Here is a 13,512-nt window from a genome sequence, read left to right on the forward strand (position 1 = left end):
CACGGTAAAGGCCGTCGGCCGGGGCCGTCGCGACGGGCCGGTGCCGGGCGGCCCGTCGCGCAGAGGCGGCCCTGACAGCAGCATCCCGCTCTTCTGTCGCTGCGGTGGCGGCCGAGCCGTCGGGGGACCCTCAGCGCGTGGAACCGGCCCCGCGCGGCGGGCCGTCCTCGTCCACCGTCAGCCGGACGACCACCCCGGTCCAGAAGTCCCGCGTCGGCGATGCGACCAGGCGGAGGTACGCCCTGTCCAGGCGGGGGCCGAGGTGGATCAGGCGGGGCGTGGAGGCCGCACCGGTTCCAGCCCCTCCGCCAGCACTTCCGCCAGGTGGCGGGCGCGGGCGCCGGTGAGGTGCTCCAGCTGCGTGCGGCAGGAGTAGCCGTCGGCGAGGACGGGGGTGCCGGGGGTGGCGGCGCGGAGGGCGGGGAGGAGCTGGTCCTCGGCGCAGGCGACGGAGACCTCGTAGTGGCCGGGCTCGAAGCCGAAGTTGCCGGCCAGGCCGCAGCAGCCGCCGGTGAGGGTGCCGGTGAGGCCGGCGCGGGCGCGGAGGCGGGCTTCGGCGGCGTCGCCGAGGACGGCGTGCTGGTGGCAGTGGGTCTGGCCGGTGACGGGGCGGTCCAGGCGTGGGGGCTGCCAGTCGGGGGCGTACTCCTCCAGGGTCTGGGCGAAGGTGCGGACGCGGGAGGCGAGTTCGGCGGCCCGGGGGTCGTCGGGGAGGAGTTCGGGGAGGTCGGTGCGGAGGGTGGCGGCGCAGCTGGGTTCCAGGACCACCAGGGGGTGTGACGACGCCTCGATGGTGTCGAGGGTGCGGCGCATCACGCGGCGGGCGCGGTCGAGTTGGCCGGTGGAGACGTAGGTGAGGCCGCAGCAGACGGGGGCGGAGAGGAGGAGGGGGCGGAGGCCGGCGGACTGGAGGACGGTGACGGCGGCTTGGCCGACGGACGGGGTGAGGTGGTTGGTGAAGGTGTCGGGATAGAGGAGGACGGGGAGGCCCTGCGATGGCCTGGGCCGGCTCGCGTACCAGTGGCGGAAGGTGCGGGGGGCCAGGCGGGGGAGGTCGCGTTCGGGGGTGAGGCCGGCCAGGCGTTTGGCGATGGACGCCAAGGGGGCGATGGACGCGGCGGTGTTGAGGGGGCGGGCGAGGGGCGCGGCGAGGCGGAGCCATTCGGGGAGGCGGCCGAGGGTGTGGTGGGTGCGGGGGCGGCGGCGGCCGGCGTAGTGGTGGTGCAGGAACTCGGCCTTGTAGGTGGCCATGTCGACGCCGACCGGGCAGTCGCTGCGGCAGCCCTTGCAGGAGAGGCAGAGGTCCAGGGCGTCGTGGACCTCGGGGGAGCGCCAGCCGTCGGGGATCAGTTCGCCGGCCAGCATCTCGTGGAGGAGGCGGGCCCGGCCGCGGGTGGAGTGGCGTTCCTCGCCGGTGGCGCGGAAGGAGGGGCACATGACGCTGGAGCCGGTGCTGGGGCCTTCCACGCGGCACTTGGCGACGCCTACGCAGCGGCGGACGGCGGTGGCGAAGTCGCCGTTGTCGGCGGGGTAGGAGAAGGCGGTCGGCACCTTCTCGCTCGGCAGGACGGTGAAGCGGAGGTCGGCGTCGAGGGGGGCGGGGGTGGTGAGGACGCCGGGGTTGAGGCCGCCGTCGGGGTCCCAGGCCTGCTTGACGCGGGCGAAGAGGGCGGTGAGCTCGGGGCCGTACATCCGGGGCAGCAGTTCGGCGCGGGCGAGGCCGTCGCCGTGTTCGCCGGAGAGCGAGCCGCCGTGGGAGACGACCAGGTCGGCCAGGGATTCGGAGAAGGTGCGGAAGCGGGCGATGCCGGACGGGGTGACCAGGTCGAAGTCGATGCGGACGTGGACGCAGCCGTCGCCGAAGTGCCCGTACGGGGTGCCGCGCAGCCCATGGGAGGCCAGCAGGGCGCGGAAGTCGCGCAGATACGCGCCGAGTCGGGCGGGCGGCACCGCGCAGTCCTCCCAGCCGGGCCAGGCCTCCGCCCCGTCGGGCGTACGGGTGGCGGTGCCGGCCGCGTCCTCCCGTACCGCCCACAGGGCGCGCCGGGCGGCCGGGTCGGTGACCACGGTGGCGCGGAGCGCGTCGGCGGCGCGGGTGAGGGTCTCGGCGGCCACGCGGGCCTCGGCCTCGGTGGCACCGCCCGTCTCGGCGAACAGCCAGGCCCCGGCGGGCGGGAGCGCGGCGCGGGCGGCCGGGTCGCGCACCAGGTCGGCGCCCATGCCCTCCAGGGTGAGGGGGCGGTACGGGAGGAGGCCGGCGGCCGCGTCGGCGGCGGCGGTCTCGTCCGCGTAGCCGAGGACGGCCAGGGCGCGGGCGGCCGGCTCGGGGACGAGGCGGACCTCGGCCTCGGTGAGGACGGCCAGGGTGCCCTCGCTGCCGCAGAAGGCGCGGGCCAGGTCGGTGCCGTTCTCGGGGAGCAGGGCGTCGAGCGCGTAGCCGGAGATGCGGCGCGGGAGGCCGGGCGGGTAGCCGGTGCGGAGGAGGGCCAGGTGGGAGGCGATGAGGGCGGGGAGGGCGGGTGGCCCGCCGGTCCAGCCTCGGCCGAGGACCGCGCGTTCGCCGCTGTAGCGGACGACGGAGAGGCGGGTGACGTTGTCGGCGGTGGTGCCGTACGCGACCGAGTGCGCCCCGCAGGCGTTGTTGCCGATCATCCCGCCGAGGGTGCAGCGGCTGTGGGTGGACGGGTCGGGGCCGAAGGTCAGGCCGTGCGGACGGGCCGCCGCGCGTAGCCGGTCCAGGACGGCGCCGGGCTGGACGACGGCGGTGCCGGCCTCGGGGTCGACGGCGAGGACGCGGCGCATATGGCGGGTGAAGTCCAGCACGACGCCGGTGCCGGTGGCCTGCCCGGCGATGGAGGTGCCCGCGCCGCGTGGGACGACCGGCACCCCGTGCTCGCGGCATACCGCCAGGGCCGCTGATACGTCGTCGGCGTCGTAGGGAGCGACCACGCCGACCGGGACCCGGCGGTAGTTGGAGGCGTCCATGGTGGTCAGCGCCCGGGCCGCCGCCCCGAAGTCGACCTCGCCGCGCAGGGCGGTGCGCAGGGCCCGGGCGAGTGCGCTCGCCTCCGGTCGGGGGCCGGGGGCGCGCCGTCGATCGGCCTTGGGTTCGGGCATGGGTCCAGGATGCCCCGGCATGGCCGGTCAGAGGGTGGTGGTCAGGGGGATGGCGTAGGGGCCGGTGGCGGCGAGCAGTCCGCCGGACGGGGAGACGGCGAAGGCCCGGATGGGGCGCGGGTCGGGGAGGACGGGGGCGGGGGCCAGGGGGCGGTGGGTAGCCAGGTCCCAGAGGCGTACGGCTCCGGGGGCGGCCGTGGACGCGGTGACCGCGACGGGACGGCCGCCGAGGTGGGTGACGGCCAGGGCCCTGGCCCCGTCGGTCGCGGTGAGCGGGGCGCCCAGGGGGCGGGCGGTGGCCGGGTCCCAGAGGCGTACCGCCTTGTCCCAGCCGGCCGTGACCACGACGGGGTCGCCGTCCAGGAAGGCGAGCGCGGCGGTGTGGACCTCCGCGCCCCGGCCCAAAGGCTCGCCCATCCGGCGCGGGGGTGCGCCCCCTCGGCGCGGGGCGGAGAGGTCCCACAGCTCCACCGTGCCGGAGTCCTCCGCCTGGTCGTCGGGGGTGGTGGTGACGGCGAAGGGGCGGCCGTCGGGCGCGAGGGCGGTGGCGACGGCGATCGGCGGGCCGCCGGCTGCGAGGACGGCACCCCCGGCGGCGGTGTCGGCCAGGTCCCACACCCGGGTGGTCCCGTCCAGGCAGCCGGCCACCAGCAGGGGGCGGCCGTCGGCACCCTGGGCGGCGGCCAGGGCCGGGGCGGAGGGGCCGGTGTCGGTCAGCGGACCGCCCAGGGGCCGCCCGTCGAGCACGTCCCAGAGGCGGACGGTGCCCTCCTCACCGCTGGCGGTCGCCACCACGGGCCGGCCGGCCACCCGGGCCAGGGCCACCGATCCGGTGCCGCCGTCGTCGGCGAAGGGGCGGCCGAGGGGTTCACCGGTGCCGGTGTGCCACACCCGTACGGTGCCCCGCTCGGTGGCGGCGACGGCGAGCGGGGCACCGTCGGCCGCGACCGCCAGGGCCCGTACGAGGGAGGGGGCGCCGGGCTCCTCGCCGGTGCGGGCGGAGGCGGTGGGCCAGTGGTCGACCGGGAGGCCGGGCGCCAAGCCCGGTGTCCGGTACGGCTGTCGGGGCGGAGGCGTCATGGACACGGTGATCAGCCTAGGAGGAGCCGGAGCGGCGGGAGCAGGCGGGCCGGGGCGGCTCCCGAGCACCCGGCCGAGGGCGGCCTTCGCGCGCAGGGGGTGAGAGCGGTCTCAGGGCGTGCTGTGCAGGTCGTGTTCTCAGTCCGTAAGAATGCGCACACTGGCTTTCCAAAGTGATCGTCAATTCTCCTATAGTGACCAAGAATTCTCAGGATCAGGAATCGACGGCTACCAGAACTCGCCCCCTCCACCCGACCACCGCCCGCCCGACGCCCGACACCCGCTGAGGACTGACGATTTGCGCCCCTCCATCCGGCCGGTAGTGCCGGTCCTGCTGATATCGGCGGCCGTCACCGGCCTCCTGTGCGTGGGGGCGGTGGCCGTCGCTCCCGACTCCGTACGGGCACCGCTCGCCTGGGGGTCGATCGCGGCCGCCGTCCTGCTGACCGCCGCCGTCACCACCGCCGCCTCCGCGCTGGACGCGCTGAAGCGGATGCGCGCGCGGGACACCGCCCGTTCCGCGGAGGCCGACCGACGCTCCGCCGAGGCGGCCAGGGTCGCCGCCGACGCCCGGGCCGACGCCCAGCGGACGCGCGCCGAGGCCGACCGGGCGGTGACCGACGCCCGTGACTACGCCGAGCGCGCGGTGGCCGTGGCCCACACCGGGGCCGAGCAGACCGCCGAGGCGGCCCGGCTGGAGGCGGACCGCACCGTCACCGCCGTCCGGATCGAGGCGGACCAGCTGGTGTCCGCCGCCCGCGCCGAGGCCGAGCGGACCGTCGCCGAGGTACGCGCCGAGGCGGATCGGACCGTGGCCGAGGTACGCGCCGAGGCGGACCGCACGGTCACCGCCGTCCGCGCGGAGGCGGCCGAGGAGCGCACCGAGGCCGACCGGGTCACCGCCCTCGCCCGGGTGGACGCCGAACGCGCCCTCGCCGACGCCGCCCGGGCCCGTACCCAGGCCGCGCGCAGCGAGAGCAGCCGGGCCGCCGCCCTCGCCGCCTGCGCCAACGCGGCCGGCCGGATGCAGGCGCTGTCCACCAGCATGCTGGCCGACCTGCGCGAGATGGAGCACCGGCACAGCGACGAGGACGTGCTCACCGACCTGCTCCACCTGGACCACCGCACCGCCCAGGCCGGCCGCCTCGCCGACTCGGTGGCGGTGCTGACGGGCGCGCGTTCGGGCCGCCGCTGGGCGAAGCCGATCGTGATGGAGTCGATCCTGCGCGGCGCCATGGGCCGGATCAGCGGCTACCAGCGGGTCCGGCTGCACAACACCAGTGACGCCGCGATCGCCGGGCACGCCGCCGAGGGCGTGATGCACGCGCTCGCCGAACTGCTCGACAACGCGGCCACCTTCTCGCCGCCCACCGCCGAGGTGCATGTCTACGTGGAGGATGTGCCGGCCGGACTGGTCGTCACCATCGAGGACAGCGGCCTGGTGATGAGCGACGTCCAGCTGCGCCGCGCCGAGCAGGCGGTCACCGCCGACCACGACGGGCTGACCGGGCTGTCCGGCACCCGCCTGGGCCTCGCCGTCGTCGGCCGGCTGGCCCGCAAGCACGGGCTGGCCGTCTCCTTCCGCCCCTCGGCGCGCGGCGGCACCGGCGTGGTGGTGCGCGTCCCGCACGAGCTGGTCAGCCGCGCCTCGGCCCCGGCGCGGGGAGCCGGCGCGGCCCGGACGCGTACGGCGGTGGCGACGGCCGAGCGTACGGCGTCGGCAACGGCACCGGGCCCGGCGGCGGGCGCGCCCGCCCCGGTCCGTACGGCCGCCTCCTCCCGTACCACCACCGCCGGGCTCCCGACCCGTACGGGCCGTTCGGCACCGGCCCCCGCCGCCCCGGACGAGACCCCGGCCACCACGGAGGCCCCGGCCGCCCACGAGCACTCGGCGGCCGAGACCGCGACCGAGGCCCGCACCGCCCCCGAGAACACCACCGGGACCGCGACGGAGACCGAGCCCGCCACCGCGCCCCCTCCCGCCACCCTCCCCAAGCGGCGGCGCGGGGAGACCCTGGCGGCCGCCCACCCCGGCGGGAACCCCGACTCCGCCGAACCCTCCCACGCCCCGGCCGCCCCGGCCCGGGGCGCGGCACGGCCGGCCGGCCCGGCCGCAGCCCGTTTCAGCAGCTTCCGCGAAGCGGTACGCAGCAACACCACGGAAGGCAACGCCCGATGACCACCGGCCCCCACGGCACCACGCCCGCCCTCACCGGCACCACCGACGAGAAGCTCGACTGGCTGCTGGAGAACCTGCTGAGCCGCACCCCGGGAGCCCGCCACGCGCTGGTGCTCTCCCGGGACGGGCTCAAGCTGTGCCGCACCCCCGAGCTCTCGATCGACCAGGCCGACCAGCTCGCCGCCATCTCGGCCGGCATCCAGAGCCTGTCGCACGGCGCGTCGATGGAGTTCGGCGACGGCAGCGGCGGGGTGCGTTCCGCGATGGCCGAGTTCTACGGCGGCATCCTGCTGATCGTCGAGGCGGGCGAGGGCGCCCATCTCGCGGTGGTGGCCGCCGAGGACTCCGACGTGGGCCTGGTCGGGCACAACATGAGCGAGCTCGTCGAGCAGCTCGGCGAGCACCTGCACGCCGAGCCCCGGCAGCCGTGAGCCCCCGCCGCACGGGCCCGGGGCCCCTCAGCCACCGCGACGAGTCACCGGACCGGCTCTACACGGTGACCGGGGGCCGTACCCGCTCCGGCCCGGACACCCCGTTCGACCTGGTCACCCTGGTCGTCACGGAGTCCGAGCCGGCGCCGGGCATGCAGTCCGAGCACGCGGCGATCCTGCGGCTGTGCCGGCGGCCCACGGCGGTGGTGGAGGTGGCCGCCGAGCTGGGGCTGCCGGTGGGCATCACCCGCATCCTGCTGTCCGACCTGCTCGACACCGGCCGGATCAGCGCCCGCCATCCCCGTACGCAGGCCGGCGGCCCCGGCGGCTACCGCCTTCCCGACCCCGACATCCTGGAGCAGGTGCTCGTTGGACTCCGCAACCTCTGACGCGACGCCGGGCCCGGCCCCGGATGTGACCCCGGACCCGGGCCACGGCCCCTCCGTCGCCGGGCCCCGCCCCCAGCTCGCCACCACCGCCGACAACGGGCTGAAGATCGTGGTCGTCGGCGGCTTCGGCGTGGGCAAGACCACCCTGGTCCGCTCGGTGAGCGAGATCCGCCCGCTCAACACCGAGGAGACCATGACCCGGGCGGGCGAGGAGGTGGACGACACCAGTGCGGTCGGCACCAAGACGGCCACCACGGTCGCCTTCGACTTCGGCCGGATCACCCTGGACGCGCACAATGTGCTCTACCTCTTCGGGGCGCCCGGGCAGGAACGTTTCTGGTTCCTCTGGGACCGGTTGTTCTCCGGCACCCTCGGCGCCGTGGTGCTGGTGGACACCCGGCGGATCGCCGACTCCTGGTACGCGATCGACCGGCTGGAGCACCACGGCACCCCGTTCATCGTGGCCTGCAACGACTTCGGCGGCCCCGCGCACACCGAGGCCGAGATCCGCGAGGCGCTCGACCTCGGCGAGCACGTACCGCTGGTGGAGTGCGACGCCCGCGACCGCTCGTCCAGCAAGTACGTGCTGATCACCCTGATCGAGCACCTTCGCACCCAGGTGGCCCGGGCCACCCCGCAGGCATTGCAGGAGACCCCCGTATGACCGCGCCCGTGCCCCTGTCCGGGCCCCGGTTCCAGACCGACCCCACCCGGCTGTACCGGGAGATGCGCCGCGACCACGGCCCCGTGGCCCCGGTCGTCCTGGACGGGGACGTCCCGGCCTGGCTGGTGCTGGACTACCGGGAGCTGCACCAGGTCACCAGCGACCCGGTGCTGTTCAGCCGGGACTCCGAGCTGTGGAACCAGTGGGACCGCATCCCGGCCGACTGGCCGCTGCTGCCGATGATCGGCCGCAAGCAGCCGTCCATCCTCTACACGGTCGGCGAACGCCACCGGCTGCGGGCCCGGATGGTCGCCGGGGCGCTGGAGTCGGTCGACCCGTTCACCCTGCGGCGGTACGCGGAGAGCTACGCGGACGGGCTGATCGACGCGTTCTGCGGGGTCGGCGAGGCCGAGCTGATCGGCCAGTACGCCTCCCTCCTCCCGGTCCGCGTGCTGGTGAGGATCTACGGGGTGCCGGACGAGCAGGGTCCGGCCCTGGTCACCGCGCTCAACGACATGATCAACGGCCAGGAGGGCGCGCTCGCGGGCCAGCAGCACATGGCCGCGGCGGTGATGGAGCTGCTGGCCGCCCGGCAGCAGGAGCCGGCCGAGGACGTGGCGTCGCGGATGCTGGCCGACACCTCGGGCTTCACCGTCGAGGAGATCGCCCAGGACATGATGGTGATGCTCGCCGCGGGCCACCAGCCCACCGCCGACTGGATCGGCAACTCGCTGCGGCTGATGCTCACCGACGAGCGGTTCGCCGCCTCGCTCTCCGGCGGCCGGCACTCGGTCGCCGAGGCGATGAACGAGGTGCTGTGGGCCGACACGCCCACCCAGAACGTGGCCGGGCGCTGGGCCTCCCGGGACACCCACCTGGGCGGCCGGCACATCAAGGCCGGCGACCTGCTGCTGCTCGGCCTGGCCGCGGCCAACGCCGACCCGCAGGTGCACATCGACAGCTCCGCCATGACCGGTGGCAACGGCGCCCACTTCTCCTTCGGCCACGGCGACCACCGCTGCCCGTTCCCGGCCCAGGAGATCGCCGAGGTCATCGCCCGGACCGGCATCGAGGTGCTGCTCGACCGGCTGCCCGACCTGGAACTGACGGTCTACGCGGACGAGTTGACCCGGCGCCCGTCGCCCTGGCTGCGCGGGATGACCGAGCTGCCCGTCCACTTCACCCCGACCCCCGCCCTGGGAGGCCACCCGTGAGCGCCGAACCGCTGACCGAGCCGGAGACCGGCGCGGGGCCCGCCCACCCCGCCGGCTGCCCCATGGGCCACCCCGGCGCCCAGGAGCCCGTCGTCCTCGACCCCTTCGTCACCGACCTGGACGGGGAGAGCGCCCGGCTGCGCGCGGCCGGGCCGCTGGCCCGGGTGGTGCTGCCCGGCGGCGTACCGGTGTGGGCGGTCACCCACCACGCCGAGGCGCGCGAACTCCTCACCGACAAGCGGCTGGTGAAGGACATCGGCGTCTGGGGCGCCTGGCAGCGCGGCGAGATACCCGCCGACTGGCCGCTGATCGGCCTGGCCAACCCGCCCCGCTCCATGCTCACCGTGGACGGCGAGGACCACCGCCGGATGCGGAGCCTGGTCGCCCAGGCGCTCACCCCGCGCCGGGTGGAGCGGATGCGCGAGCGGATCACCGAGTTGGTGGACGGCCTGCTGGACCGCCTCGCCGCCGAGCGGGCGGCCGGGAGCGGCGGCCCCGTCGACCTGAAGGCCACCTTCGCCTACCCGCTGCCGATGTACGTGGTCAGCGAGCTGATGGGGGTGGACGAGGCGGACCACCCCCGCCTCAAGGTCCTCTTCGACAGGTTCTTCTCCACCCAGACCGCGCCGGAGGAGGTCCTCGCCACCCTGATGGAGCTGGCCGGGATCATGGGCCGTACGGTGGCCGAGCGGCGCGCCGCTCCCGGTGACGACCTCACCAGCGCCCTGATCCAGGCCTCCGAGAACGGCGACCACCTCACCGACGAGGAGATCGTCTCCACCCTCCAGCTGATGGTGGCGGCCGGGCACGAGACCACGATCTCGCTCATCGTCAACGCCGTGGTCAACCTCTCCACCCACCCCGACCAGCGGGCCCGGGTGCTCGCCGGCGAGATCTCCTGGGACGCGGTGGTCGAGGAGACCCTGCGCCATGACACGCCCACCTCCCATGTCCTGCTCCGGTTCGCCACCGAGGACGTGGCGGTGGGCGAGCAGGTGCTGCCGAAGGGCGAGGCGCTGATCGTCTCGTACGCCGCCATCGGCCGCGACGAGCGGCAGCACGGCCCCACGGCCGGGGAGTTCGACGCCGCCCGCTCCCCGATCCGGCACATCTCCTTCGGCCACGGCCCGCACGTCTGCCCGGGCGCCGCGCTCTCCCGGCTGGAGGCGGGGGTGGCGCTGCCCGCCCTCTACGCCCGCTTCCCCGCCCTCGACCTGGCCGTTCCCGCCTCCGAGCTGCGCAACAAGCCGGTGGTCACCCAGAACGACCTGTTCGAGCTGCCGGTACTCCTGGGCTGATCACCACACCGGGATCGTCTCAAGATCACGTCTCATCGGACGGACACGGTCCTCGGCCGTGTCCGTCAGGGACTAGGCTCCGGCCCGTGGCTGAGATCCAGATTCCCGCTGACATCAAGCCCGCCGACGGCCGTTTCGGCGCGGGCCCCTCCAAGGTGCGTACGGAGGCGCTGGACGCCCTGGCCGCCACCGGCACCTCCCTCCTCGGCACCTCCCACCGCCAGGCCCCGGTCAAGAACCTGGTCGGCGAGGTCCGCTCGGGCGTGCGCGAGCTGTTCTCCCTCCCCGAGGGGTACGAGGTCATCCTCGGCAACGGCGGCTCCACCGCGTTCTGGGACATCGCGACCCACGGCCTGATCGAGGAGAAGTCGCAGCACCTCTCCTTCGGCGAGTTCTCCTCCAAGTTCGCCAAGGCCGCCAAGCTCGCCCCCTGGCTGGCCGAGCCCACCGTCATCTCCGCCGACCCGGGTACCCACCCCGAGCCGCGCGCCGAGGCCGGTGTGGACGTCTACGCCTTCACCCACAACGAGACCTCCACCGGTGTCGCCGCCCCGCTCCGGCGGGTCGAGGGCGCCGACCAGGGCGCGCTGGTCCTGGTGGACGCCACCTCCGGCGCGGGCGGTCTGCCGGTCGACATCACCGAGACCGACGTCTACTACTTCGCCCCGCAGAAGTCCTTCGCCTCCGACGGCGGCCTGTGGATCGGCGTCTTCTCCCCGGCCGCGCTGGAGCGCGCCGCCCGGGTGCACGGCTCGGGCCGGCACGTCCCGGAGTTCTTCAGCCTCCCCACCGCCATCGACAACTCCCTGAAGAACCAGACGTACAACACCCCGGCCCTCTCCACCCTCTTCCTGCTCAACGAGCAGCTGAAGTGGATCAACGGCCAGGGCGGCCTGGACTGGGCGGTCAGCCGCACCGCCGCCTCCGCCCGGAACCTCTACGGCTGGGCCGAGGGCTCCAAGCACGCCACCCCGTTCGTCACCGACCCGGCCAAGCGCTCGCAGGTCATCGGCACCATCGACTTCAGCGACGACATCGACGCCGCCGCCATCGCCAAGGCGCTGCGCGCCAACGGCATCGTGGACACCGAGCCGTACCGCAAGCTGGGCCGCAACCAGCTGCGCGTCGCCATGTTCCCGGCCATCGACCCGGCCGACGTCGAGGCGCTGACCGCCTGCGTGGACCACGTCATCGAGCGGCTGTAGTTCCTTATGGGGGTGGGGCCCGGCGAGCACAACCGCCGGGCCCCACCCCGTTTCCCGGGCCCCGCCCCCGTTTTCAGGGGCTCACCGGCTCAGCCGCCGGAACCGCCGTACCGCCAGCGGCAGGAACACCGCCGTGATCGCCAGCGGCCACACCACCGCCATCAGGATGGCGTTCTCCTGCACCCAGCTGCCGTCCGAGCCGACCGGGTTGCCGAAGAGTTCGCGGACGGCCGCCGCCGTGGAGGAGATCGGGTTCCACGCGGCGACCGCGGCCAGCCAGCCGGGCATGGTGGAGGGGGCGACGAAGACGCTGGAGACCATGGTGACCGGGAAGGCCACCGCGTACAGTCCGCCGGCCGCCTCCGGGGTGGGCACCAGCAGGCCCAGCCAGGCGCCCACCCAGATCAGGCAGGAGCGCAGCAGGAGCAGCAGCGCGAACCCGGCCGCCCCGCCCGCCAGGCCGCCGTCCGGCCGCCAGCCCATGGCCAGCGCGGTGAGCGCGAGGATGGCCAGTTCGGCGGAGGCCACCAGCAGATCGGTCAGCCAGCGCCCGCTGACCACCGCGGAGGGGGCCATCGGCATCGAGCGGAACCGGTCGGTGACACCCTTGGAGGCGTCGGTCACCACCGCCAGCGCGGTGTTCATGAAGCCGAAGGCCATGGTCATCACGAACATCCCGGGCATCAGGAAGTCCCGGTAGTCGCTCGCGCCCCCGCCGCCCGGCGGCTTCATCGCGCCGCCGAACACATACCCGTACAGCAGCACCGAGACGATCGGGAAGCCGAGCTGCCAGAGGATGTTGACGGGCTTGCGCCGGTAGTGGGTCAGGGTGCGGCGTACGAGGTTGAGGCAGTCGGCCACCGCCCAGTACGCCCGTCCCCGGCCCCCGCCGATCTCCGCCCCCGTCCCGGTCCCCGTCCCTGTCATCGTCTGGCTCATACCGTGGCCACCTCTCCGGTCAGGCGCAGGAACACGTCGTCGAGGCTGGGTCGGCGCAGCCCGATGTCCTCGGCCGCGATGCCCTCGTCCTGGAGGGTGCGGGCGACCTCGGTGAGGGCCGCGACCCGGTCGCTGACGGGTGCGTGCACCCGTCGCTCGCCCTCCTCGGTGCGCGGTTCGCCCTCGCACACCCGGGCCACCGCCTTGGCGACGGCGGGCAGGTCGGCCGCGTCCACCGCGACCACCTCGATACGGTCGCCGCCCACCCGGCCCTTCAGCGCCTCGGGGGTGTCGTCGGCGATGGCCCGGCCCCGGTCGATGACGGTGACCCGGGAGGCCAGCCGGTCGGCCTCCTCCAGGTACTGGGTGGTGAGGAGGACCGTGGTGCCGTCGGCGACCAGGGCCCGGACCGCCTCCCAGACCTCGCCGCGGCCCCGCGGGTCCAGCCCGGTGGTCGGCTCGTCCAGGAAGAGCACCCGGGGGGCGAGGATCATCGAGGCGGCCAGGTCCAGCCGGCGGCGCATCCCGCCGCTGTAGCCCTCCACGCCCTGGTCGGCGGCCTCGGTGAGCGAGAACCGCTCCAGCAGCTCGGCCGCCCGCCGCCGGGCCCGCTTGCCGCCCAGGTGGAACAGCCGGCCGAACATCTCCAGGTTCTGCCGCCCGGTCAGCACCTCGTCCACCGCCGCGTACTGCCCGGTGAGCCCGACCAGGGCGCGCACCCGGGCCGGGTCGCGGGCCACGTCCACCCCGGCGACCTCGGCGCGCCCGCCGTCGAGGCGGCGCAGGGTGGCGAGGATCCGCACCGCCGTGGTCTTGCCCGCCCCGTTGGGGCCGAGCAGCCCGTGCACGGTGCCGGAGCGGACGGCGAGGTCGAACCCGTCGAGCGCCGCCTTCTCCCCGTACCGCTTCTCCAGGCCCTCGGCCCGTACCGCCCATTCGCCCATGCCTGCCTCCCCGTCCATTGAGTACACCGTACCCAAATAGCAGCGTACAGCG

11 protein-coding genes are annotated in these 13,512 nt (G+C 75.0%); 7 read left to right on the plus strand and 4 right to left on the minus strand.

Annotated features, from left to right (window positions below; all coding sequences use genetic code 11):
- Positions 1-267: 267 nt before the first annotated feature.
- Complete coding sequence (locus tag M1O15_RS17710) at positions 268-3,117, minus strand: FAD-binding and (Fe-S)-binding domain-containing protein (protein ID WP_248634875.1); 2,850 nt, start codon at positions 3,115-3,117, stop codon at positions 268-270.
- Between the two features lie 27 nt (positions 3,118-3,144).
- A complete protein-coding gene (locus tag M1O15_RS31460) occupies positions 3,145-4,197 on the minus strand; it encodes a WD40 repeat domain-containing protein (RefSeq protein ID WP_372499497.1) in 1,053 nt (350 codons plus the stop codon).
- Between the two features lie 322 nt (positions 4,198-4,519).
- Between M1O15_RS31460 and M1O15_RS17720 the strand changes: the two genes are divergently transcribed.
- From M1O15_RS17720 to serC, 7 genes are all read left to right on the plus strand, one after another.
- The gene (locus tag M1O15_RS17720) at positions 4,520-6,376 is read left to right on the plus strand and encodes an ATP-binding protein (RefSeq protein ID WP_248634877.1); all 1,857 of its coding nucleotides are present in this window, start codon (positions 4,520-4,522) and stop codon (positions 6,374-6,376) included.
- Positions 6,373-6,807, plus strand: a complete 435-nt coding sequence (locus M1O15_RS17725) for a roadblock/LC7 domain-containing protein (RefSeq protein ID WP_248634879.1) — start codon at positions 6,373-6,375, stop codon at positions 6,805-6,807. The genes M1O15_RS17720 and M1O15_RS17725 overlap by 4 nt, the downstream gene beginning before the upstream one ends.
- Positions 6,804-7,196, plus strand: a complete 393-nt coding sequence (locus tag M1O15_RS17730) for a DUF742 domain-containing protein (RefSeq protein ID WP_248634882.1) — start codon at positions 6,804-6,806, stop codon at positions 7,194-7,196. Before M1O15_RS17725 ends, M1O15_RS17730 begins: the two co-directional genes overlap by 4 nt.
- A 25-nt stretch (positions 7,197-7,221) precedes the next feature.
- Entirely contained in the window at positions 7,222-7,860 is a 639-nt protein-coding gene (locus tag M1O15_RS17735) for a GTP-binding protein (protein WP_248634884.1), read from the plus strand.
- The gene (locus M1O15_RS17740; protein WP_248634886.1) at positions 7,857-9,074 is read left to right on the plus strand and encodes a cytochrome P450; all 1,218 of its coding nucleotides are present in this window, start codon (positions 7,857-7,859) and stop codon (positions 9,072-9,074) included. Before M1O15_RS17735 ends, M1O15_RS17740 begins: the two co-directional genes overlap by 4 nt.
- Before the next feature lie 62 nt (positions 9,075-9,136).
- Positions 9,137-10,372 carry a cytochrome P450 family protein gene (locus M1O15_RS17745; protein ID WP_248634945.1) on the plus strand — a complete coding sequence of 412 codons (1,236 nt, stop codon included), beginning with the start codon at positions 9,137-9,139 and terminating at the stop codon, positions 10,370-10,372.
- Positions 10,373-10,458: 86 nt separating this feature from the next.
- Positions 10,459-11,577, plus strand: coding sequence for a phosphoserine transaminase (gene serC / locus M1O15_RS17750; RefSeq protein ID WP_248634888.1), 1,119 nt, complete (start codon positions 10,459-10,461; stop codon positions 11,575-11,577).
- Between the two features lie 81 nt (positions 11,578-11,658).
- Here serC and M1O15_RS17755 read toward each other — a convergent pair whose 3' ends face one another.
- Positions 11,659-12,504 (minus strand): ABC transporter permease, encoded by an 846-nt coding sequence (locus M1O15_RS17755; RefSeq protein ID WP_248634946.1) that lies wholly within the window; start codon positions 12,502-12,504, stop codon positions 11,659-11,661.
- Positions 12,505-12,512: 8 nt separating this feature from the next.
- Positions 12,513-13,478 carry an ATP-binding cassette domain-containing protein gene (locus M1O15_RS17760; protein ID WP_372499493.1) on the minus strand — a complete coding sequence of 322 codons (966 nt, stop codon included), beginning with the start codon at positions 13,476-13,478 and terminating at the stop codon, positions 12,513-12,515.
- Between the last annotated feature and the right edge of the window lie 34 nt (positions 13,479-13,512).

Source organism: Streptomyces lichenis, from assembly GCF_023218175.1.
Lineage (GTDB): Bacteria > Actinomycetota > Actinomycetes > Streptomycetales > Streptomycetaceae > Streptomyces > Streptomyces lichenis.